The sequence below is a fragment of the Pseudomonas shirazensis genome, from assembly GCF_050496565.1.
Lineage (GTDB): Bacteria > Pseudomonadota > Gammaproteobacteria > Pseudomonadales > Pseudomonadaceae > Aquipseudomonas > Aquipseudomonas shirazensis_A.
Genome location: NZ_JBNWAE010000013.1, coordinates 18,745 through 42,869, shown reverse-complemented (window position 1 = coordinate 42,869; position 24,125 = coordinate 18,745). Strand labels below are relative to the sequence as shown.

General features: G+C 61.4%; 16 protein-coding genes and 1 pseudogene. 14 read left to right on the top strand and 3 right to left on the bottom strand.

The annotated features are described in order from the left end of the window. From ACQZ2L_RS18475 to ACQZ2L_RS18445, 7 genes and pseudogenes are all read left to right on the top strand, one after another. Positions 1-834, top strand: coding sequence for a FecR family protein (locus ACQZ2L_RS18475; protein WP_430327291.1), 834 nt, complete (start codon positions 1-3; stop codon positions 832-834). A gap of 142 nt (positions 835-976) precedes the next feature. Further along, entirely contained in the window at positions 977-3,493 is a 2,517-nt protein-coding gene (locus tag ACQZ2L_RS18470) for a TonB-dependent siderophore receptor (protein WP_430327290.1), read from the top strand. Between the two features lie 273 nt (positions 3,494-3,766). Further along, positions 3,767-3,934 (top strand): annotated as a pseudogene (locus tag ACQZ2L_RS18465) (helix-turn-helix domain-containing protein); the annotation flags it as partial. Positions 3,935-3,946: 12 nt separating this feature from the next. Beyond that, complete coding sequence (locus ACQZ2L_RS18460; RefSeq protein ID WP_430327378.1) at positions 3,947-4,675, top strand: LysR substrate-binding domain-containing protein; 729 nt, start codon at positions 3,947-3,949, stop codon at positions 4,673-4,675. 78 nt (positions 4,676-4,753) lie between these two features. Then, positions 4,754-5,725, top strand: a complete 972-nt coding sequence (locus ACQZ2L_RS18455) for an NAD(P)-dependent oxidoreductase (protein ID WP_430327289.1) — start codon at positions 4,754-4,756, stop codon at positions 5,723-5,725. Positions 5,726-5,738: 13 nt separating this feature from the next. Beyond that, a complete protein-coding gene (locus ACQZ2L_RS18450) occupies positions 5,739-6,428 on the top strand; it encodes an RraA family protein (protein WP_430327288.1) in 690 nt (229 codons plus the stop codon). Between the two features lie 62 nt (positions 6,429-6,490). After that, the gene (locus tag ACQZ2L_RS18445; RefSeq protein ID WP_430327287.1) at positions 6,491-7,789 is read left to right on the top strand and encodes a CitMHS family transporter; all 1,299 of its coding nucleotides are present in this window, start codon (positions 6,491-6,493) and stop codon (positions 7,787-7,789) included. A gap of 153 nt (positions 7,790-7,942) precedes the next feature. Here the strand turns inward: ACQZ2L_RS18445 and ACQZ2L_RS18440 are convergent, their stop codons facing one another. Then, on the bottom strand, positions 7,943-10,246 hold the full coding sequence (locus ACQZ2L_RS18440; RefSeq protein WP_430327286.1) for an autotransporter outer membrane beta-barrel domain-containing protein: 2,304 nt from the start codon (positions 10,244-10,246) through the stop codon (positions 7,943-7,945). Positions 10,247-10,457: 211 nt separating this feature from the next. After that, entirely contained in the window at positions 10,458-11,366 is a 909-nt protein-coding gene (locus tag ACQZ2L_RS18435) for an alpha/beta hydrolase (RefSeq protein ID WP_430327377.1), read from the bottom strand. 49 nt (positions 11,367-11,415) lie between these two features. Between ACQZ2L_RS18435 and ACQZ2L_RS18430 the strand changes: the two genes are divergently transcribed. From ACQZ2L_RS18430 to tadA, 6 genes are all read left to right on the top strand, one after another. Next, positions 11,416-11,817, top strand: coding sequence for a hypothetical protein (locus ACQZ2L_RS18430; protein WP_430327285.1), 402 nt, complete (start codon positions 11,416-11,418; stop codon positions 11,815-11,817). 141 nt (positions 11,818-11,958) lie between these two features. Then, on the top strand, positions 11,959-13,599 hold the full coding sequence (locus ACQZ2L_RS18425; protein WP_430327284.1) for a methyl-accepting chemotaxis protein: 1,641 nt from the start codon (positions 11,959-11,961) through the stop codon (positions 13,597-13,599). Between the two features lie 124 nt (positions 13,600-13,723). Next, on the top strand, positions 13,724-14,203 hold the full coding sequence (locus ACQZ2L_RS18420; RefSeq protein ID WP_430327283.1) for an N-acetyltransferase family protein: 480 nt from the start codon (positions 13,724-13,726) through the stop codon (positions 14,201-14,203). Positions 14,204-14,459: 256 nt separating this feature from the next. Continuing rightward, positions 14,460-16,511, top strand: a complete 2,052-nt coding sequence (locus tag ACQZ2L_RS18415) for a TonB-dependent receptor (protein WP_430327282.1) — start codon at positions 14,460-14,462, stop codon at positions 16,509-16,511. A gap of 139 nt (positions 16,512-16,650) precedes the next feature. Beyond that, on the top strand, positions 16,651-18,033 hold the full coding sequence (locus ACQZ2L_RS18410) for a multicopper oxidase family protein (RefSeq protein ID WP_430327281.1): 1,383 nt from the start codon (positions 16,651-16,653) through the stop codon (positions 18,031-18,033). Further along, positions 18,033-18,518, top strand: a complete 486-nt coding sequence (gene tadA, locus ACQZ2L_RS18405; RefSeq protein ID WP_430327280.1) for a tRNA adenosine(34) deaminase TadA — start codon at positions 18,033-18,035, stop codon at positions 18,516-18,518. The genes ACQZ2L_RS18410 and tadA overlap by 1 nt, the downstream gene beginning before the upstream one ends. A gap of 5 nt (positions 18,519-18,523) precedes the next feature. Here tadA and mltF read toward each other — a convergent pair whose 3' ends face one another. After that, entirely contained in the window at positions 18,524-19,981 is a 1,458-nt protein-coding gene (gene mltF, locus ACQZ2L_RS18400; RefSeq protein WP_430327279.1) for a membrane-bound lytic murein transglycosylase MltF, read from the bottom strand. A 242-nt stretch (positions 19,982-20,223) separates the two neighbouring features. Here mltF and purL point away from each other — a divergent pair, with 242 nt between their 5' ends. Continuing rightward, on the top strand, positions 20,224-24,123 hold the full coding sequence (gene purL / locus ACQZ2L_RS18395; RefSeq protein ID WP_430327278.1) for a phosphoribosylformylglycinamidine synthase: 3,900 nt from the start codon (positions 20,224-20,226) through the stop codon (positions 24,121-24,123). Positions 24,124-24,125: the final 2 nt, after the last annotated feature.

Here is a 24,125-nt window from a genome sequence, read left to right as displayed (position 1 = left end):
ATGAGCGAACCCCGTCGCCCCGGCAGCAATGACCCGCTGACGCCCTTTGAGCTGGCGCTTCGCAACCGTGTACCGTCCCGCGAAGCACTGCTGGCGGAAGGCAAAGCGCAGACTGTCCGCCAGCGGCGGCGCAAGCAGGTGCTTGGCGCAAGCCTTTCGACAGTGGCGCTCGCGTCGATGCTGTGGGGGATAGATCCAGCCTGGCGCAGCGAAGACGTGCGCACGGCCTATGGCCAGCGGCACGACCTGCAACTGGCTGACGGCAGCCGGATCGCCCTCAACAGTGCCACTCACCTGCGTATCGAACAACGTCTGCGCAGTCGCCAGTTCGAATTACTGGAGGGCGAGGCTACCTTCACCGTGGCGCCGGGCGACAAGCCTTTCATTGTCCGTAGCCAGGGTGTGGCGGTGCGCGACATCAGTACGGTGTTTAATGTACGCAGCGATAGCCGTGGCGTGGCTGTAGCCGTAATTGAAGGCGCGGTGGATGTATCGACAGCGAGTGCCGGGCCTCAGCGTTTGCTGGGCGGTCAGCAGCTGATGCCCAGTCGTGAGTCATTGGGCGCGGTCGCAGCGCTCGACCCTGCCAGCGCCACCGCCTGGCAACAGGGCAAACTGCGCTTTGACGGTACACCGCTACGCGAGGTACTCGCTGAAATTCGTCGGTATCGCCAGGCCCCGATCCGGCTGGCCGACAATCGACTTGGCGATTTGCGCTTGTCAGGCGAATTCGACAGTGCAGCGGTGGAGTCACTGATCGACCTGCTGCCTGCCGTCATGCCGGTGATGTTGATCCGTGGGAGGGATGGCAGCGTGCTTGTAAGCGCGCGATAGCGGTTGTACGCGCGAGTAGAGGTACCGACGTAACGTTGAATGAAAATAAACAAGAATTATTCACATCTGACCTCAACATCTTTTGTACCCCATCCGCCTTCACCCATGAACGTCACTACTGATTGCGTCCTTGGGGAGTTCCATGAACAACAATGCACCATTGCGCCGTGCTCGGCTTTGCCGGCAGTCATTGCTGGCAGCCAGCGTCCTGCTCGCCTCCAGCCTGCACGCCGCGCAAGCTCTGCACACTGTCAACCTCTCGGCCCAGCCATTGGACCAAGCGCTCAACGCCTTGGCCGGGCAGACCGGCTCTCGCATTCTGTTCGCTACTGCCAGTGCTGAAAACCTGCAGGCTCCCGCTTTGAACGGAGAGTTGAGTGTCGAGCAGGCTTTGCAGCGCCTGCTGCGCGGCTCATTGCTCAGCGTGGACAAAACCCCGGATGGCAGCTTTGTAGTGGCTGAGCGGGTGTTGGCGGGTAGTGCGCTGGAATTGGGAACGACCACCATCAGCGGACAGGGCATCGGGCAGGCCACTGAAAACAGCGGCTCTTACACCGGGGGCCTGGTCAGCGTGGGCTCCAAGACTCCAGTCAGCATCAAGGATACCCCGCAGGCGGTATCAATCATCAGCCAGCAGATGATCGAAGATCAGCGCATGACTGCCTTGGCTGATGCGATGAAATGGTCGCCCGGCATTACCCTGCGCAACGCCAACTACAACACTCAGGCGTTCTACTCGCGTGGCTTCGGCATCGACAACGTGCAGATCGACGGCGCCGCGCCGATGGACATCGGCACCGGCGTGGGCACTTTCTACAGCGAGCGTCAGTACGACATGGCGGCGTACGATCACGTCGAGGTGCTGCGGGGGGCAAGTGCGCTGCTGGGCGGCAGCGGCGATCCGGGTGCCATCGTCAACCTGGTGCGCAAGCGGCCGCTGGACAGTTACCAGCTCAAGCTCAATACCTCGGCAGGCTCTTGGGACAACTACCGCAGTGAGGTCGACGTGACCGGCCCATTGGCGATGGAGGGACGCTTGCGCGGTCGCGCCGTGGCAGCCTACACCGATCGCCAGTACTTCATGGACAATCGCAGCACCGAGAAGCCCTTCATGTATGGCATCGTCGAGTTCGACGTGACCGATGACACCTTGCTTACCCTCGGCGGCAGCTATGACAAGGTCAAGGAAAATGGCACCGGTGACGGCTTGCCGCGCTACAGCACCGGCGGTGACCTGAAATTGCCGCGCCACCGCTGGTTCACCAACAGTCGAGCCTGGAGCGATAGCGAATCCCGCGAATGGTTCGCCAAGTTCGATCACCACTTCAATGAGGATTGGACCCTAAACACGTCCTACACCCACTCCATGAACACGGCCACTACCGAAGGTATCATCCCCTACGGTTCGGTCGATGAGACAACCAACACTGGCACCTACTGGTGGGGCAGCTACGTATCCAGCTGGAGCAAGCAATCGGTATTCGACGTGAACATTGCCGGTAGCTTCGACGCCTTTGGCCGCCGTCACGAAGTGCTGTTAGGGGCTGATTACCAGAAGGTCACCAGCCGCTGGCGTGCAGCATTGGGCGTCAACGGCAAGGGTGGCCTGATCGACCTGTGGAACCCGGCCGCCACGCCGCTGCCGGATACCGGCAGCAGCCGTAACTTCTGGCGCGATTACTCGCCAAACACCCGTGAGCAATACGGAATGTACTCGACCCTGCGACTGCAGCTCACCGACCCACTCAAGCTGGTGCTCGGTGCCCGTGCCCAGCGCTACAAATTCGAGCACGCTTACAGCACTGCCGCCAATACCGACGGGACTGGTGGGTGGACGACCGATGCGCCTGTGCAGGACCGGGTAGGGACCACGCTGATTCCCTATGGTGGCGTGATCTATGCCCTCAATGATGAGTGGTCGGCCTATGCCAGCTACTCAGAAATGTTCAAACCTCAATCGCTGAGCATGCAGGCTCCGGAGGACGCTCCGACCTCGCTCGAGCCGATGACCGGCAAAGCTTATGAAACGGGTATCAAGGGCGAACTGTTCGGCGGCGCGATGAACGTCACCGCGGCGCTGTTCCACATCACCCGGGAAAACCAGGCGGTGACAGACCCTGCCTATCCCGATCCGCCGTTCGGCTACAGCGGTTCCTGCTGCTTCCTTGCCCAGGACAAGATCACCAGTAGAGGCTTTGATCTGGAGGCCAGTGGCGAGATCGTGCCAGGCTGGCAGCTGCAGGCCGGCTACACCTTCAACCAGGTGCGCAACAATACCGAGACTACCCTGCATAGCACGATCACGCCCAAGCACCTGCTCAAGCTCTGGAGCGTCTACACCCTGCCAGGCGCTTTTTCGGACTGGCGCGTGGGCGCTGGGGTGACGGCAACCAGTCCGACTTATGTTTCAGGCAAGGCCTACAGCTTCGATGCGGCGGGTAACCCGATCGATAGCCATGACTACGATTTCAAGCAGTCGGGCTATGCAGTCTACGACGCGATGGTCGAGTACGATGTGGACGAGCATTGGACTGTTGCCCTCAATGGTCGCAATCTGTTCGATCGAACCTATTACGCCAGTGTGGGTACATCCGAGTACGGCAACTACTACGGCGAGCCGCGCAACTTCACGCTGACCTTGCGCGGTACGTTCTGGTAAACGCGCGACTGCAACAAAAGATGGAGCTGTCTATCAGGGTGGCGGTCGAGATGGCGCCGGCAGGCTAGCGCATGGGCCACGGGCGAGGACAGATTGCACGAATATGCACCTCAGCCAATCCGCCTGGAAATCGGCCGCTTCTTACCGTGAAACCCTGAAGCCCGCGTAATTGCGGGCTTCAGGTTTTTCATCAGAGCAACCTCGCTGCAAAGGCCTGATGCAGGCCGGCACGTGTCCTTATACTGGCGCATCTGCCTGACCGAGTGGGTTCGCATGCGGGATCTTACGTATTTCATAAAAGTGGCTCAGCTAGGCCATCTAGGGCGCGCTGCCGAAGCACTCCATATATCACCCTCAGCGCTGTCCAAGTGTATTGATCGACTCGAGCAACAGTACGCAGCGCAACTGTTCCAGCGCGTAGGCCGCAGCATCCGCTTGAGCGAGGCGGGGGAGTTGTTACTGGCCCATGCCCTTGAGGTCGAGCACGTGCTTGAACAGGCACAGCGGCAGACCGCTGCGTTGGGCCAGGGGCTCAGCGGCAGCATTCGCGTCGGGGCTGCTGCGACGAGCGCCGACTACCTGTTGCCGGCCGCCTGCAGGGTTCTGCAGCAAGAGGCGCCGAACGTTGTTGTCGAGTTGCAGATCGGCATGAACGATGTCCTTCGCGAGCAATTGCGCAAGGGGCAGCTTGATATCGTGGTCGGCCCACTGGGCGGTGCGGACGATGAAGAGTTGCTTGAGCACGAGGTCAGTGGCGACGAAGTGATTGTTGTTGCTCACCTTGATCATCCTCTGGTCGGGCGGACGGTTTCGCTGGGCGATTTCAGTCGCTATCGGTGGCTGCTCTCTCCGCCGACAGTCGCCACCCGACAGTGGCTCGATGGCGCATTTACCCAATACGGCCATGCCCTGCCAGCTGTGGCGATTGTCACCAATGCTATCGCTGCGGCACCGCAGCTGATCGCTGAAACGGGGCTGCTGAGTTTCATCTCCCGGCGCAATCTGGCCACCTTTGGCCAGGCTTACGGGCTGGTGGAGGTCAAGGTAGAGAGCGAGGCTCTCACCCTGAAAAGGCGCTTCGGTATCCTTCATCGGGCCAACCCTTATCTATCTCCTGCCACGCGGCGTTTCATGGCATTGATGGTAACGGAAGGACAAAGGTTTCCTGTCGGGAAAGATTAACTGAAAAAACGATAATGGAAGTAAACGATATTGACCGTAATACTGCCAGCCACATAACAACAAAGGCTGGAGTACTGCATGCCCTATACGATCCTCGTCACCGCGCCCAGCTTGGCGTCGGCCGGCCGGCAACTACTTGAAGCGGGTGGTCACCGTGTCATCTACATTTCCCCATCCGACGACCCGACGGCCATCGAAAAGGTGCTGGCTGCTGAGCCGGTCGACGCGATCATTTCGCGAACGCTTGCCCTGACTGCCGATGCCATCAAGGCCGCGACCCACCTCAAGGTGATCAGCAAGCATGGTGTAGGCGTAAACAACATCGCCGTGGATGCCGCCACGGCTCGTAGCATTCCAGTCTATGTCACCCCAGGTGCCAACGCTCAGTCCGTTGCCGAAATGGCACTTGGGCTGTTGCTGGCTGCCGCTCGCCGCATCAGCTGGATGGACGCGCAGCTGCGTGACGGGCGCTGGGCGCGCGCTCAGGACGGCATCGAGTTGAGCGGGCGTACGATTGGCCTGGTCGGCTTCGGCCAGGTCGCGCGCAAGCTCTGGCGCGCCTGTCAGGCCTTGGGCATGAATGCTCGGATATACGACCCGTTCCTGCCGCAGGATGCCGATCTCGAGGGCGCTCAACGGGCTGCCAGCCTGTTGCAACTGCTCGAGGGCAGCCATGTGTTGTCACTGCATATTCCGCTGACCGCGCAGACCCGGGGCCTGATCGGCGCCGCTGAATTGGCGGCGCTGCCTGCCGGGGCTGTGCTGATCAATACCGCACGCGGCGAAGTGGTGGATGAGCCGGCACTGATAGCTGCTCTGCGCAGCGGTGCCCTGTACGCCGCGGGGCTCGACACAACCGCTCAGGAGCCAATGCTGCCTGACAACCCTTTGCTGGGGTTGGAGAACATCGTGCTTACCCCACACGTCGCAGGCTCCACCCCCGCCGCCTTGGCGGCGATGGCCGAGGGCGCGGCGCGCAACGTACTTGGCTTTCTTGACGGTACCCCGCCCGCAGCCAGTGCCTGCGTGAACCCTACCGTTCTCTCCTGACTCAGAGGCATCTATGACAACTACCCAATGGCCAGCAGGCTATCGCATCAATCCGCGTGTGGAAGGGCCTTCGGCTGAACTGATCGCGGCGTTTCGCGAGATACCAGTGGCGGTAGCTGGTGATTGCATGGGGCGCTGTATCGGTGCTCGTGGGCTGCGTGGCTACCATGGTGATCTTGCGCTGAAACTGTGTGGGCCTGCGTTCACCGTTCGCGTGCGTCCCGGCGATAACCTGATGGTTCACAAAGCGCTGATGATGGTCGAGCCCGGTGATGTGCTGGTGATCGATGGCGGGGCAGACGTGAGCCAGGCGGTCATCGGCGGGCTCGTGCGCACGACTGCGCTGCGGGTGAAGCTGGGAGGTATCGTGATCGATGGTGCGGTACGTGACCTGGAGGAGTTGGCCGAGGGCATTATCCCGGTGTTCGCTGCCGGTCACACCCACCGAGGTCCGAGCAAGGACGGGCCGGGTGAGATCAACGTGCCGGTTGCCTGCGCAGGGCTTGCGGTATTGCCTGGAGACCTGGTGCTCGGCGACGCCGACGGCGTGATTGCCATTCGGGCCGAGGACGCAGCAGCACTGTTACCGCTGACCCATGCGCATCTGGCGCGCGAAGCCAGCATTCGCAAGACCAATCAGGAAGGCACAGCGGACCCCGAGCGCTTCAACGCGTCATTGCGCGCCAAAGGCCTGCCGGTCTGATACAGCCAGGTCAGCTGGTATTGCTGCGGTATACCTTACAACTATAAAAAAAGGTTTCTACCATGTTGATTACGCTAAGTTGCGTGATGTTGGCTTGCTTCATCTACGCACTGATGAGCAAACGGCTGTCGGCGCTGACTGCGCTGATCCTGATCCCGTCACTGTTTGCGTTAATCGGCGGTTTCCACGCCGAAATGGGTAAGTACGTAATTGATGGTTTGAAGATGGTCGCTCCCAATGGAGTTCTGATGATCTTCGCCATGTTGTATTTCCTGTGCATGACCGAGGCGGGCATGTTCGATCCACTCGTGGCACGCATCGTTGGCGCAGTTCGCGGCGATCCGGTGAGGATTTTCATTGGCACCGTAGCACTTGCGTTCATCGTGGCACTGGATGGTGACGGCGCTACGATCTACATGATCGTGCTCTCGGCATTTTTGCCGATCTATCAGCGCTTGGGCTTGTCGCGCCCGATGGTGTGCTGTCTGCTGTTACAAGTGGCAGGGTTAGGCAACATGATGCCTTGGGGTGGCCCAACCGCTCGTGCTGCTACGGCCATGCATGTGGACATGGGTGAAATGTTCGTGCCGCTGCTGCCTGCATTGCTTGCCAGTGTGGTGTACACCTTTGGTCTGGCCTGGTGGTTCGGTCGCCTTGAGCGCAGCCGGTTAGGTGGCGCGATCGATCTCAACGGAGATTTTTCTGATCGTGCTCAGCAGCGCTGTCAAAGCCGTTGCAAGCTTGGCTTCAACTGGACGCTGACTGCAGGTCTGCTGCTCGCGCTGTGCCTGGAAGTGCTGCCGTTGCCATATCTGTTCATGATCGCCTCCTGCCTGGCACTCATCGTGAATTTCCCCAGCCTCAAAGCTCAGCAGGATCAGCTGGCGCTGCATGCGCCACCGATCCTAGCGGTGGCCGGGCTGATTTTTGCTGCAGGCGTGTTCACTGGCATTCTTGGCGGTACCGGGATGGCAAATGCCGTGGCTGATGGCCTGGTCAAGGTTATCCCTGAAGCAATGGGGCCCTACATGGCGGTGTTGACAGCGTTGCTGAGTATTCCTGTCACCTGGCTTGTGTCCAACGATGTGTTCTATTTCGGTATCCTCCCGATTCTGGCGCAAACCGCCCAGCATCACGGCATCACAGCGCTGGAAATGGCCCGGGCCTCGTTGATCGGACAGCCCGTGCACATCCTCAGTCCACTGGTGGCGTCCACCTATCTGGTGGTGAGCATGCTCAAGCTCGACTACGCCGAAAACCAGCGATTCACCATGAAATGGTCGGTGATCAGTTGTCTGGTGCTGTTGCTGGTTTCGCTGCTGACCGGTGTGATTCCGCTGGTATCCAACGGTCAGGCCTAGTGGATGCAGAGGCTGATGCGCTGTAGGGACTTGGAAATTGAGCGTTATCTCGCCGGCTTTCACCATTTGTTCGCATACCGCACCGCTTGGCTGAAAGCCAGAGACAACAAAGCCCGCATGCGCGGGCTTTGTTGTTTCAGGCACAGACCTCTATCAGAAGTCGTAACGCACGTTCGCAGTAAAGGTATCCGCGTCAAAACCACTGCTGGTCAGGTAGCTGTAGTTACCGCCCACGCTCCACGCGCCGACGCGGTAGTTGGCGCCCAGGCCCAGCTCGTAGCTGTCACGCGCAGGCGTCGCACCGGTGGTAGTGAACGGCGTACCGCCGAGGACGAAGGTGGAGGTGGTGCCGGTCTTGTCGCCGATGAAATCGTGCCAGGCCATCAGCTTGGCTTCCGGTTCCAGGGTGCCCATGCCTACATCGAATGCTGCCGCGAGGCGAGCGCCGAGGCCCATTTCGCCGATTTCGTAGCGTTGGCTGCCGACGTTGAGGGCGGCCGAGCTGCCTTTTTCACGGTACGAATCAATCGATACGTTGGCATAGCGTGCGCCGACTTGCGGCTCCAGCAGCCACTGCTTGTCGAGCTGGAAGGTGTAGCCAGCCAGGGCGTTGACGCCGAAGATCTCACTGTCGTAGCTGGCCTTGGCGCGGGTGCCGGCAATGTAGCGTTTGGATTCGTTGTCGTTCCAGCCATACATCAGCGAGGTGTCGACGAAGAAGTTGTCGTGAGTCCAGTTGCCATACAGAGTCAGGGCATGGCCGTTGACGTCGGTTTTGCTGCCCAGGTCGGATTTGACGTCGCTGGTCAGGTAGCTGTAGGCCAGGCCCACGGTGGTGTCAGCGTTGAGCTTGCCGTCGGCACCCACGGCGATGCCGTTGGTGTTGGCGTCGTAGCCGTCAATACCGTGGCGGCGGTCCTGGTTGGCATCGCTGGTCAGCGCTTGCAGCCATACGCCTTGCTCGGCCAGCACGTCACCTGAGGACAGGCCGCTACGTGCTTTGCTGGCACGGCGGTTGATGGCACCAGAGACCAGGTTCTGGCTGTTGGTGGCGGCGTGGATCGCGCCACGGCTGACGTCTGGAGTGAGGGTTTCGGCCAGTTTGGCCAGCTCTTCACTGGTAGCGGCGTTGGCGAAACGCTGGAACACCGGGTCGCTTTCGTCCAGTTGGCCCATGACGGTGTTCTTGAACGGCTTGATGGCGTTTACTGCGTTGCGCGAACCACGCGCTTCCAGCAGGTTTTCCGTGATCACCTCATCGCTGCGGGTGGCAACCAGGGCTTTCACATCCTGGCCTTCGATGCCGAAGTTTTTCACTTCAAGCAGCGCCGAGGAGGACACCACCGAAAGGTTCTCTGGGTCTTCCCAGGTGCCGGAGTTGAGCAGGGTGTAGCGGGTGCCCTGGGCCGAGGTGCGGAAGTCGTCGGAGCGCGCCTGCAGTTCGATCTGGCTGCCCGCCGAGAAGAAGGTGTTGCCGGTTACTTTCAGAATAGGCGCGTTGGGCAGGGTGTCGTTGTCCAGCAGCAGGCGCAGGCGGGCGGTGTCGCTGTCCATGTCGAGGTCGCCGTCAATCGTCGTCTGCGGGCGCAGCAGGGTCAGGCGGCCGCCGTCGATGTCGACAAAGCCGGCGCGGATGGTCGAGCCATCGAACATCGCCTCGCCTTGCACCAGTACGCCACTCAAGCCCAGCACATCACCCTTCACCTGGCCGCCTTGCCAGTAGAAATACGATGGGGCTGCACCGTCATTGGCCTTGATTGCAGCCTCGCCGCCTTCGATCAGGCCAGCTGTCTGGGTGATGGCGAAGGTGTCGAAACCGGCCGAGGGATCCAGGCCGACAAAGTGAATGCCGAAGCCTTCGCCGGAGATGGTTCCGCTGTTGTTCAGGTCGGTCTGGAACCTGTCGGTGATCTGACCGGTGAACTGAGCGTGGTCGATCTCGATACCGGCGGAGTCGAGGCCGCGTGCGGTGATGGTGCCGGTGTTGTTGATGCGTGCCTGGGTCGAGGTGATCATCATGCCGTTGGCGTTTTCACCCGTCACGCTGATGTTGCCGCTGTTGTTCACTTCACCGGCGATGACCGCTTGGTACAGATCCAAGCCCATGGCGCCGGGGCCGTCCACCGTGATGTCGCCCTGGTTCACCAGGTCGCCAGCGACGGTGGAATCCAGGGTCATGGAGATTCCGCCCGCGTAGTCGGTCAGGCTCTCGGTTGTCAGGTTGATCTTGCCCTGATTGACCAGGTTGCCATCCAGAGTCACGTCTTGCAGGTAGATACCTGCGCCTGTCGACGTGCCGGTAAAGGTGGCGTTGGCAAAGCGCTCATTGATGCTGACGAACTGGCCTTTGCTCAGATCGTAATTAACGTCGAGCGTGGAAGCGGCATTGGCTGCGGTAGTCGTGGTAGCCGCAATGGCGAGCGCGAGCAATGAGCGGCGCATGGGAGAAATGTTCAAGGCAGTATCCTTACAGGGCAGAAACTGACACGGGAAGACCTACGCGTCAGCGTCTGTTTCGGGCATCCCTGCCAGCTTGTCAGTGAAGTGCTGAGTCAAGCGCGAGCGAATTTACACCAAACCATTAGAATGATTCATCCTGGAACGCGATTTTTAAGGGGAATAATCCAAGAAATGCGATGAGCCAGCTATTTTTTAGAGAAATAAAGGATTAGTCAGCAATAAGCGGAACTTTGCCATTTATGGGATGGTCAACAGTGGTCTTTTTTTGCCAAGCCCCATTGGTCAGCGGAGTTTCAAGCGACTCAGGCCATGCCGCTTCCCAGCCTTGGTCATGGCTGGCGCCGTCGATGCGGACTGTGTGGGAGAGGGGGGAATCAAGCGCTTGTTGGTATTTGTCAGCCAGAGTCGCTGGAATGATCTGGTCCGCTGTTCCAACCAAGTGCCGCTGTGGGAGAGCGGCTAGCTGAGCCCGGTAGTCCAGTGGCTCCAGCGAACCGTCGAGTGGCGACAGGTTTTTCATTACGGCCCACAAGCGCGGGCTGAGGTTGCCCGCCAGTGTCTGCACCTGGCTTACGTCAGTACGCTGGGCTGCCAACAACAAGGCAAGCGCGGCGCCACCTGAATACCCCACCAGTTCGAATTCCTGGTTGCCATAGCGCTGTTTCAATTGATCCAGCGCCTGACTGAGGCGGGTGACCACGTCCTGAGAAAACCGTCTGTTTGTCCACAGTTCTGGGCGGCACGCTGCGCTCATGACGAACTGGCAAGGTCGGGCCAGGTATGCGTTGGGCGTTGGGTCGGCCAGTGCCAGCCGGGCCACCAACAGATTGTGCGGGCTCGGATCCAGGCTGGGTTGGCTGGTGGTGGCCCAGGCATGGCCGTCGCCTTCGAGGTAGACGCGCAGGCGAGTCAGAATGCCTGCAGCGTGCGGTGTCAGTATCAGCAGCGGGAAGGCGCGTCCCGGCAGCACCTCAACCTGGCGACCCTGTGCGTCAGCAAGGTGCTGCAACGCCTCGCGCGGCGATTGGCAGGCCACAAGCAGCGCGCTTATGACCACCAGCCAGGCTTTACCGAGGTAGACCAATGCCTGAGAGGAGAGGGCGTATCTGTTGCTCATCGGTTGTGGATTACCATGGCTGCTATTGGATAAAGGATTGAAGGGAAGCATGGCCAAGTTCAACAAGGTATGGCGCTGGTTCAAACAGTTGGCAGTGTTGTTTCTGGTAGCGCTGGCGCTGAACGCTGCCGTTCAGCTGGGGGTACTGCTGCCATATGTCGTCAAGCATGTCGGTGTGACCACTTCCCTCGGTCACACAATGCTGATCACCACAGGCATCGACATCGTCGCCGTGGCACTGGTCAGTTCGGTAGTGCCCGCCGTGTTTCTGATGATGAACATGCATCGCTCAGCCTACGCAGCGATGGTCATCGGCATGCTCGCCGGCTTCCAGATCGAGGCGGCCTCTGCAGTAGCCAAGATATTGATACTTCTATGGTTGCTTGGAGTGGCAGTCTGGTTCGGCTGGTGCAAGCTGCGCGACGTTTACCGGTACTACAAAGCCAGATGACGCCCGGCACGCCAACACGCTCGGCTCAGGATTGAAATAAACACCCCGCCGCAGGCTTCAGGCTTGCTGGGAACGGTCGATAGCCTGACGATGCGCCCGCCGCGGCGATCGCAGCTCGTTCTCCCCCATGCAGGTCCGTATATGAACTGGTTCTACGACGCCAAGATATCAACCAAGTTGTATGTTGCATTCGCGCTATGCGCCTTTATCACGTTGATCGTTGGGATTGTCGGTAGCCAGGGAATTGGCTCGTTGTCTACAAACTTGCAGTTGGTCTTCAGTAACAACCTGGTCTCGGTGGCGAAAACCGCCGAGGCGCGCTCCGATGCCATTGCGCAGAGCCGTGATCTGTACCGTCTGTTGGCTGCTTCCATTGCAGGCAGCGACGCCGCCGAACGCAGCACTATTCTTGCCGCCATGAATGAAAACCGCCAGAGCAGCGAACGCGCGTTCGCGGTGTACCGTGCCACGCCTTTGGCCGATGACGAACGCGCCGCTGGCGATCGTATGGAAAAGGACTGGCCGGCCTATCAGGCCATCGTCGATCGTGTGGTGGCTACCATCGAACGTGGTGATCTGGCCGCAGCCAAGCAGCTGATGGCTGGAGAAATGCACCAGGCGTATCGCACCGTGATGGACGAGATGGAGATCATGGTCAAGTCGAACAACCGCCAGATCGGTGAAGGCGCCCAGGATGCTCGCGACAGCGAGGCTGATGCCAAGCTCAACCTTTACCTTGGCATCGGTGCCTCCTTCATCGCCGCGCTGCTGCTGGGCATTTTCATCAGCCGGGTGATCAGTGCGCCGATCGCATTGGCGGTTGGCAACGCGCAGCGAATTGCCGGTGGTGACCTGAGCAAAACCATTGAAAGCGGCCATCGTGACGAAGGCGGGCAGTTGCTCGCGGCGTTAGGCGCGATGCAAAACGGGCTCAAGGGCACTATTCAGCAGATTGCCAGTGCGGCAGATCAACTCGCCTCGGCGGCCGAAGAGCTCAACGCGGTGACCGAAGAGAGTAGCCGCGGCCTGGTCCGTCAAAATGACGAAATCCAGCTGGCGGCTACCGCCGTCACCGAAATGAGCGCTGCGGTTGACGAAGTGGCGCGCAACGCCACCTCGACCTCCGAAGCTTCCCGCCACACCAGCAATGAAGCAGCCAGCGGCCGCGATCAGGCGCGGGAGGCGGTCAAGGCGATCACCAGTGTGAATGCCGAGATCGGCCAGTCGACGGTGATTGTCGATGAGTTGGCAGGCAGCGTGCGCGATATCGCCAAAGTCCTCGACGTCATCCGTGGTATCGCCGAGCAGACCAACCTGCTCGCGCTCAATGCGGCGATCGAGGCAGCGCGGGCAGGTGAGCAGGGCCGCGGTTTTGCGGTGGTGGCCGACGAAGTCAGAGCCTTGGCCGCGCGCACCCAGGCCTCCACCGGCGAGATTGAAGCGATGATCGCCAGCGTGCAATCGCGCGCCGACGACGCGGTCAAGGCCATGGGCAACAGCCGTACCTTGGCCAGCAATACCCAGGAACTGGCCAAGGCCACTGGCGAATCGCTCGAGCGCATCGCTCAGAACATCGCTGGGATCAACGACCGCAACATGCTGATCGCCACCGCGTCTGAAGAGCAGGCCAACGTCGCGCGGGAAGTGGATCGCAACCTGGTCAACATTCAGGATCTTTCCACCCAGACCGCAGCAGGCGCCAACCAGACCAGCGCCTCCAGCCAGGAGCTGTCGCGCCTGGCGGTGTCGTTCAATCATCTGGTCAGCACCTTCAAGCTGTAAGCCGCGAACACCAGAGCTTGAGCTTTGCCAGTCACCAGCATGGAGACATGCAGGTGACTGGCAAGCGCTTGTCGGCAGCGTTTCAATTAAGCTTGAGCCGCCACTCCCTACCGGAACCCTTGCAATGACGCTGAATATCCGCCCTGCCGAGCGCGCCGATGCTGCGCTGATCCTGCGATTTATCACTGAACTGGCGATCTATGAAAAGGCCGAACACGAGGTCAAGACCGACGTCGCCGGAATCGAGAGCAGCCTGTTCGGCGAGCACAGTACGACCCATGGCTTGATCTGCGAGCTGGACGGCGAACCGATTGGTTTTGCCGTGTATTTCTTCAATTACTCGACCTGGCTGGGCAAGCACGGCTTGTATCTGGAGGACCTGTACGTGTCGCCGCAACAGCGTGGTGCTGGTGCCGGCAAGGCGTTGCTGCGCCATCTGGCGAAGATGGCAGTGGCACGTGGTTGCGGACGCTTTGAGTGGTCGGTGCTGGATTGGAATACTCCTGCGATCGAATTCTACGAAGCCATTGGCGCCAAGGCGCAGGATGAGTGGATTGGCTATCGCTTGAGCGGGGAGGCGTTGATCGGGTTTGCCAACGGCTGACCAAGCACGGTCCTGTGTGTAGGAGCGGCCTTGTGTCGCGATAGGCCAGCGGAGCTGGCCCGGCGATTTTGCGGTGCTGCACAAATCCTGGGGCCGCTACGCAACCCTTTCGCGACACAAGGCCGCTCCTACAGGGGGCGGTGTACAGGCATGCAATTTCTTGTGGATTGTTATGTTATAACAACCGTAGAATCGCTCCTCGTCTTAGGCCGTGGGTCACCTGCGTTGACCCACTTGTGCTCGATCAGGAGTAGAAATGAGAACCGCCCCGCTATCACTCGCCGCGCTGACCGCGCTGGTCATGACCGACCTTCATGCCAATCAAACCGGCAGCTCGGTCATCACCCTTGGCGAAATCAAGGTTTCGCAGGCAGCCGGCACGGCGCTGCGTACCGAGAACGTGCTGACCTCGGTCGATGTGCTGGGTGGCGATCAGGTCGAAGACAAGAACGTGATGAACAGCTGGCAGTTGCTCGGGCAGATGCCGGGTATCCAGTTGACTGAAACAGGGCAGGGCGCCGAGTCGGGCAAGGCGACCTTTCGCGCCTTCAATGGTGAGGGTTACATCAACGGCATCAAGATGCTCATCGATGGCATCCCGAGCAATGTCAACAGCGGCAACCAACGCTTTGTCGACATGGTGTTCCCGCTCGACATCAGCTACATCGAAGTGGTGCGCGGCACCAACGACCCGCGCTACGGCCTGCACAACATCGGCGGCAACATCAACTACGTCACCCGCCAAGGCGGCAACTACATCGACAGCCGAGTCACCTACGGCAGTTTCGACACCCGTGAGTTACAGCTGGCGATCGGGCATGAGGAAGGCAACTTCGCCCAGAACTACATCCTCGCCAAGCAGGACTCGGACGGCTTTCGCGACAACAGCAACTCCAACAAATACGCCCTCGGCGGCAAATGGTTCGTCACCGATGACGAGCAGGCGCTGCGCGTTGGCCTGATCGCCCGGCTGTACCACCATCAGGCCGAGGAAAGCGGCTTTCTTACCCGCGATGAACTGCGCGCCAGCCGCACCCAGTCGCCGGCCAAGAACGCCAACGACGGTGACGACCGTGACATGAAGCAGTTGAGCCTGCACATGGACTGGCAACTCAACGATCAGCTGAGCATGAGCAACAAGCTCTACTACAACAGCTACAACGATGACCGCACCATCACCTTCACCGATTACCCGCTGGGCAACGCCCCGCGCCAGCGGCGGATGTGGGACGAGCAGCAGACCGGCCTGCTGAGCACGCTGACCTGGCGCGCCAACGACCTGCTGACGCTGGACGGCGGTATCAACGTCGAAGAGCAGGACAACACCTATCGCCGCAAACGCTACCGCTTTAGCGTGCCCACCGATTTCGACGCAACCCCCGCGCGTATTCAGGACGACGACCACTACACCCTGCGCAACCTCGGTGGCTACGTGCAGGCGATCATCCAGCCGACCGAGTCGCTGAAGATCATCCCGGCCATGCGTGTCGACAAGTTCGACGGCAATACCACTACCCTCGGCGGGCAGAAGGCCTCGCTGCAGGACTACGGCTGGATTCAGCAGCCGAAGCTGAGCGTGGTCTACAGCGTCAGCGAAAGCGTCGACGTCTATGCCAACTGGGGCCGCACGTTCCAGATCCTTACCGGTAGCAGCTTCCCGGCGTACTTGAATGCAGGGCAAGCCAGCTACGATCCGTCGATCAACACCGGCAAGGAGCTGGGGGTCAAGTTCCGCCCGTTCAACGGGGCTGAGGCGCGCGTTTCCGTGTGGCAGCAGGACGCTACCGATGAAGTGGCCAACATGCCGGCCACCGGCACCTCGGTGGGGCTGGGCGAAACCCGTCGGCGCGGCGTCGACCTGCAGCTCAACGCGCAATTGAACGAACAGTGGACGCTGTGGGGCTCGCACTCGATTCAGGAGGCCAAGGTGGTCAAGGCCTTTGCCGCCACTGGCGAGTCGTTGGCGGGCAAGGAGGTGTTTTCGACGCCGCGTTACATCAGCAACCTCGGCGCCGACTACCAGTACAACGATGACTGGCGCTTTGGCCTGCAGGCGCGCGCCCAGGGCGACTACTACATCGATGCGCAGAATCAGCAAGGCAAGTATGGTGGCTTTGCCGTGCTGGATGCCAGCGTGCGCTACCGTATCTCCAGCGCGACCAGTGTCGACCTGCAACTGAAGAACCTTACCGATCGCGAGTACGAATACGTCTGGTACGACAACTTCTTCTGGGGCGGCGACGATCAGCCGATGTTTTCCCCGGCACCGGGCCGCTCGGCGTTTGTCTCGCTAAACATGAAGTTGTAAAGCCTGGCCAGCCGGAGTTCGAAGGTGAAGACCATCAACACTTCACTTAATCTTTCGCATTTGCAGGTGTATCGTATTCGCCCTTCATTGCCCGCCCCGTGCTGGCAGACTGATCGCGTTTAACGAGGTACCTGCACCGATGTCCTTTACCCGTCGACAAATGCTCAAGGGCCTGACTGGCCTGGTCGTGGTTGGCCTGGGCGCTGGGGGCGCGGCGCGCTACTGGCTTGGCAAGGTCGAGGACGATAGCGCCGGGCATGACTACGAGCTGATCGCCGCGCCGCTCGAGGTCGAGCTGGTGACGGGCTTCAAGACCGAGGCCTGGGCGTTTGGCCCGTCGGCGCCGGGCACCGAGCTGCGGGTCCGCCAGGGCACCTGGCTGCGGGTGCGCTTCATCAACCACCTGCCGGTCGAAACCACCATCCATTGGCACGGCATCCGCCTGCCGCTGGAAATGGACGGCGTGCCCTATGTCTCGCAACTGCCAGTCAAACCGGGCGAGTATTTCGACTACAAATTCCGCGTGCCGGACGCCGGCAGCTACTGGTATCACCCGCATGTCAGTAGCTCCGAGGCGCTTGGCCGCGGCCTGGTCGGCCCGCTGATCGTCGAAGAGCGCGAGCCCACCGGCTTCAAGCATGAGCGCACGCTGAGCCTGAAAAACTGGCACGTCGACGAACAGGGCGGGTGGCTGCCGTTCAGCATCCCCCGGGAAGCTGCGCGCAATGGCACCGCTGGGCGTCTCATCACCATCAACGGCCAGGCCGATTCGGTCACCGAATTGCCGGCCGGACAGGTTGTGCGTGTGCGTCTGCTCAATCTGGACAACACCTGGACCTACCGCATCAACCTGCGCGGCAACTGCGAGGCGATGATCTACGCCCTTGATGGCAACCCGGTCACGCCGCGGCCATTGGACGATGACTACTGGCTCGGCCCTGGCATGCGCATCTGCCTGGCGATCCGCATCCCTGAAGCTGGCGAGGAGATCTCCCTGCGCGACGGCTTTGTGCGCCTCGGCACACTGCGCTCGGTCGCCAGCAGCGATGCCCCTGGCGAATGGCCGCCGGCATTGCCGGCCAACCCGATTGCCGAGCCGGACCTGGCCAACGCCGAGAAGATCAACTTCAATTTCGAGTGGGTCGGCAAGGTCTCGGTCGATACCGACAGCGGCCGCCCGCCAAGCCTGTGGCAGATCAACGGCAAGGCCTGGGACATCACCGACAAGACCTGCGCCGACCGCCCGATCGCCACACTGGAAAAGGGCAAGAGTTACATCTTCGAGCTGAAGAACATGACCCAGTACCAGCACCCGATTCACCTGCACGGCATGAGCTTCAAAGTGCTCAGCTCAAACCGACATACCATCACCGAGCCCTGGTTCACCGATACCTACCTGCTGGGCAAGAACGAGCGCGCTCAGGTGGCCCTGGTGGCTGATAACCCGGGGACGTGGATGTTCCATTGCCACGTCATCGACCACATGGAAACCGGCCTGATGGCCGCGATTGCGGTGGTCTGATGCGCGCGCAGATTATCGATCGCAGCCGCGATCAGGCGTTCATGCAGATGGCCCTTGAGCTGGCCGCGCAAGGCGCGGCGCTGGGCGAAGTGCCGGTCGGCGCGGTGCTGGTGCAGGATGGCGAAGTGATCGGCAGTGGCTTCAACCGACCGATCACCGACAGTGACCCCAGCGCCCACGCCGAGATGGTCGCCATTCGCGCCGCAGCGCAGGCGGCCAACAACTACCGGCTGCCCGGCAGCACGCTGTACGTGACCCTGGAGCCGTGCAGCATGTGCGCGGGCTTGATCGTTCATTCGCGGGTGGCGCGGGTGGTGTACGGGGCGCTGGAGCCGAAAGCGGGGATCGTGCAGAGCCAGGGGCAGTTCTTTACCCAGGGCTTTCTCAATCATCGGGTGCTCTTCGAAGGCGGGGTGCTGTCGCAGGAATGCGGGCAGATACTCAGCGACTTCTTCAAGGCACGGCGAGCAAAAGCCTCGAGCTGAGCCGGTTACATCGGTGGTGACTGCTCGGCTGGCTTGTCCTTGTTGATCCCAGGTACATGCAGGTTGCCCTCGGCGACCTGGCCTTCGAGCTGCGGCTGGGTCACCCAGGTCAGGATGTCGTAGTAGCGGCGGATGTTGGCGACAAAATGCACCGGCTCGCCGCCGCGGGCATAGCCATAGCGGGTCTTGCTGTACCACTGCTTCTGCGACAGACGCGGCAACATCTTCTTCACGTCCAGCCACTTGTTCGGGTCCAGGCCTTCACGCTTGGCCAGGGTGCGGGCGTCTTCCAGGTGGCCGCTGCCGACGTTGTAGCCGGCCAGGGCGAACCAGGTGCGGTCCGGCTCCTTGATGCTGTCGTCGAGCTGTTCCTTGACCAGCATGAAGTACTTGGCGCCGCCGGTGATGCTCTGCCTGGCATCCAGCCGGTTGGACACGCCCATCGCCTGCGCGGTGCGCTGGGTCAACATCATCAGCCCGCGCACGCCGGTCTTGGAGGTCACCTCCGGCTGCCACATCGATTCCTGATAGCCGATGGCAGCCAGCAGGCGCCAGTCGACCTGCTCGACCTTGGCCGAGGCCTTGAAGTGCTTTTCATACTTGGGCAGGCGCTGCTGCAAGTGCTGGGCGAAGGTGTAGGCGCCGACGTAACCGAGGACGTCGACGTGGCCGTAGTAACGGTCCTTGAGGCGCTGCAGGGTGCCGTTCTTCTGCGCTTTGTCGAGGAACTCGTTGACCTCGTTGAGCAGACTGTTGTCTTCGCCCGCGGCGACGGCCCAGCGCTGATCGCGGCTGTCGCCCAGGTCAAAGGCAACCCGTACATTGGGGAAGTAAACCTGGTTCATCGCCAGCTCGTTGGAGTCGACCAGGGTCAGGTCGATCTGGCCTTCATCGACCATACGCAGCAAGTCGACTACTTCAACGGCGTCGGATTCTTCGTATTCCAGGGTCGGGAACTGCTTTTTCAGCGCTGCCAGCTGTTCAGCATGGCTGCTGCCTTTGAGCACCATGATCTTCTTGCCGATCAGGCCCTTGGCCTGGGTCGGACGCGAACGACCGTTGCGGTAGATCACCTGCGGGGTGACTTCGAGGTACGGATGCGAAAATTTTGCCTGGATGTTGCGCTTTTCGCTGCTGACCAGGCCTGCCGCTGCCAGTACCGGGCCGGACGGTTTGCCCAGTTGATCGAACATTTCGTCGATATTGTCGGCGGTTTCGATCTCCAGCTTCACCCCAAGGTCATCGGCAAAACGCTTGACCAGCTCGTATTCGAAGCCGGTTTCGCCGTTGCGGTCCTGGAAGTAAGTGGCCGGGCTGTTGCGGGTAATCACGCGCAGCACGCCGTCTTCCTTGACGCGCTCGAGGGTGCTGGGTTTTTCAACACAGGCACCGAGCATCAGGAAGAGGCCGGTTGCGAAGAGCCATTGGGCGCAACGCTTGCGCAAAGCAGTGGGGGCGAACATAGCTTGCAGTATACGCAAAGGGCCGCAACTGCCATATCTCGACAACGTTGGGCAGGTCTGCTAGCAGATTGGCCGTGGATTTATCGACGCGCGGGCAAAACCGGCAAAAAGCCCCGACTTTTCTGACCCCGGAGTCCGGTTCGGCCGCCCGGCAGCATTGCCTTGCAGCGGGTGCCCAATCGCGCGAATTACGCTAGAATGCACGGCCTCTAAGCACACCCCTTCCTGAGGCTGTCCCGACGATGTTGATCCTGCGCGGCGCTCCTGCCCTTTCTGCCTTTCGCCACGGTAAGCTACTCGAGCAACTGAGCCAGAAAGTCCCCGCTGTTACCGGCTTGTATGCCGAATTCGCCCACTTCGCCGACGTCGATGGTGAGTTGACCGCCGACCAGCAGCAAGTGTTGGCCCGTCTGCTCAAGTATGGGCCGAGCGTGCCGGTACAAGAGCCGACTGGTCGCCTGTTCCTGGTAGTGCCGCGCCTGGGCACGATTTCGCCCTGGGCCAGCAAGGCCAGCGACATCGCCCACAACTGCGGCCTGCAGAGCATTCAGCGCCTCGAGCGCGGCATTGCCTTCTATGTGGCCGGCGACATCAGCGAGGCCGACGCGCAAGCAGTTGCGGCCGTGCTGCATGACCGCATGACCCAGCGCGTGCTCACCCAACTGGAGCAGGCAGGCGATCTGTTCAGCCATGCCCAGCCCAAGCCAATGACCTCGGTCGACGTGCTTGGCGGTGGCCGTGCAGCTCTGGCGCAGGCCAACATCGACCTCGGTCTGGCCCTGGCCGAAGACGAGATCGATTACCTGGTCAACGCCTTCCAGGGCCTCAAGCGCAACCCGAACGACATCGAACTGATGATGTTCGCCCAGGCCAACTCCGAGCATTGCCGCCACAAGATCTTCAATGCCACCTGGGACATCGACGGCCAGGCGCAGGACAAGAGCCTGTTCGGCATGATCAAGAACACCTACCAGATGCACAGCGAAGGCGTGTTGTCGGCTTACAAGGACAACGCCTCGGTGATCGTCGGCAGCGTGGCCGGGCGCTTCTTCCCGAACCCTGAAACCCGCCAGTACGGCGCGGTGCAGGAGCCGGTGCACATCCTCATGAAGGTCGAGACGCACAACCACCCGACCGCCATTTCGCCATTCTCCGGCGCGTCCACCGGTTCCGGTGGCGAGATCCGTGACGAAGGCGCGACCGGTCGCGGCGCCAAGCCCAAGGCCGGACTGACCGGCTTTACCGTATCCAACCTGCGCATCCCTGGCTTCGAACAGCCGTGGGAGAAGCCATACGGCAAGCCAGAGCGCATCGTCAACGCCCTCGACATCATGGTCGACGGCCCGCTCGGCGGCGCTGCGTTCAACAACGAATTCGGCCGTCCGGCGCTGACCGGCTACTTCCGTACCTTCGAGCAGTCGATCCAGACCCCGCACGGCGAAGAAGTGCGCGGCTACCACAAGCCGATCATGCTTGCCGGCGGGCTGGGAAACATCCGTGAAGATCACGTGCAAAAGGCCGAGATCACCGTTGGCGCCAAGCTGATCGTACTCGGCGGCCCAGCCATGCTGATCGGCCTGGGCGGCGGCGCAGCGTCGTCGGTTGCTACCGGCGCCAGCTCGGCTGACCTCGACTTCGCCTCCGTTCAACGGGAAAACCCGGAAATGGAGCGCCGTTGCCAGGAAGTCATCGACCGCTGCTGGCAGCTGGGCGACGACAACCCGATCGCCTTCATCCATGACGTCGGCGCGGGCGGCATTTCCAACGCCTTCCCTGAGCTGGTCAACGACGGTGGCCGCGGTGGCCGCTTCGAACTGCGCAACGTGCCCAACGACGAGCCGGGCATGGCCCCGCACGAAATCTGGAGCAACGAATCGCAAGAGCGCTACGTGATGGCGGTCGATGCGGCCAACTTCGAGCGCTTCAAGGCCATCTGTGAACGTGAGCGCTGCCCGTTTGCGGTGGTCGGCGAGGCCACTGCCGAACCGCACCTGACCGTTACCGACAGCCACTTCGGCAACACCCCGGTCGACATGCCGCTCGACGTCCTGCTCGGCAAGCCGCCGCGCATGCACCGTTCGGTCACTCGCGAAGCCGAGCTTGGCGATGAGTTCGACCCAAGCACGCTGGACCTGGCTGATTCGGTCGAGCGCGTCTTGCACCACCCGGCCGTGGCTAGCAAGAGCTTCCTGATCACCATCGGCGACCGCACCATCACTGGTCTGGTTGCACGCGACCAGATGGTCGGCCCATGGCAGGTGCCGGTAGCGGATTGCGCCGTGACCGCGACCAGCTTCGACGTCTACACCGGCGAAGCCATGGCGATGGGCGAGCGTACCCCGCTGGCCCTGCTGGATGCCCCGGCCTCCGGCCGCATGGCGGTCGGCGAGGCGCTGACCAACCTGGCGGCCGCACGCATCGACAAGCTGTCCGACATCAAACTGTCGGCCAACTGGATGTCGGCTGCCGGCCACCCGGGTGAAGATGCCCGCCTGTTCGACGCCGTTCGCGCCGTCGGCATGGAACTGTGCCCTGAGCTGGGCCTGACCATTCCGGTGGGCAAGGACTCCATGTCGATGAAGACCCAGTGGAGCGAGCACGGCGCGCAAAAAAGCGTGACCTCGCCGATGTCGCTGATCATCAGCGGCTTCGCCCCAGTGGTCGACGTACGCCAGACCCTGACTCCGCAACTGCGCATGGACAAGGGCGAAACCGACCTGATCCTGATCGACCTGGGCCGCGGCAAAAACCGCATGGGCGCGTCGATCCTGGCGCAGACCCACGGCAAGCTGGCTGCGCAAGCGCCGGACGTCGACGACGCTGAAGACCTCAAGGCGTTCTTCGCCGTGATTCAGGGCCTCAACGCCGACGGTCACCTGCTGGCCTACCACGACCGTTCCGACGGCGGCCTGCTGACCACCGCGCTGGAAATGGCCTTCGCCGGTCATTGCGGTCTGGACCTTGAACTCGACACCCTGACCAGCAAGCGCGAGAAAGTCGCTGCCATCCTCTTCAACGAAGAGCTCGGTGCAGTCATCCAGGTTCGCCAGGATGCCACCCCGGACGTGCTGGCGCAGTTCAGCGCTGCCGGCCTGGGCGAAGACTGCGTGGCCGTGATCGGCCAGCCGATCAACAACAGCGAAGTGCTGATCAAGCTCGCCGGCGAAGCGGTATTCACCGGTGATCGCGGCCAGCTGCAGCGCGAATGGGCCAAGACCAGCTACCAGATCCAGCGCCTGCGCGACAACGTCGACTGCGCTGATCAGGAGTACGCCGGCCTGCTGGTTGAAGACAACCCAGGCCTGAGCGTCAAGCTCGGCTTCGACGTCAACCACGACATCGCCGCGCCGTACATCAAAAAAGGCATCCGCCCGCAAGTGGCAGTCTTGCGTGAGCAGGGCGTCAACGGTCAGGTCGAGATGGCGGCGGCGTTCGACCGTGCCGGTTTCAACGCGGTCGACGTGCACATGAGCGATATCCTCGCCGGTCGTGTTGACCTGGAAGCATTCAAGGGCCTGGTGGCCTGCGGCGGCTTCTCTTACGGCGATGTGCTCGGTGCCGGTGAGGGCTGGGCCAAGTCGGCGCTGTTCAACAGCCGTGCGCGGGATGCCTTCCAGGCCTTCTTCGAGCGTAACGACAGCTTCGCCCTGGGTGTGTGCAACGGTTGCCAGATGATGTCCAACCTGCACGAGCTGATCCCGGGCAGCGAGCTGTGGCCGCACTTCGTGCGTAACCGCTCCGAGCAGTTCGAAGCCCGTGTGGCGATGGTCGAGGTGCAGAAGTCCAACTCGATCTTCCTGCAGGGCATGGCCGGCTCGCATATGCCGATCGCCATCGCCCACGGTGAAGGCCACGCCGAGTTCGCCGACCCGGCCGCGCTGCTTGCAGCCGACCAGTCTGGCTGCGTGGCGCTGCGCTTTGTCGACAACCACGGCAAGGTCACCGAAGCCTACCCGGCCAACCCGAACGGCTCGCCGCGTGGCATCACCGGTCTCACCAGCCGCGATGGCCGCGTGACGATCATGATGCCGCACCCTGAGCGGGTGTTCCGCGCAGTGCAGAACTCCTGGCGTCCAGACGACTGGCAGGAAGATGCAGCGTGGATGCGCATGTTCCGCAACGCGCGGGTGTGGGTGAACTAAGC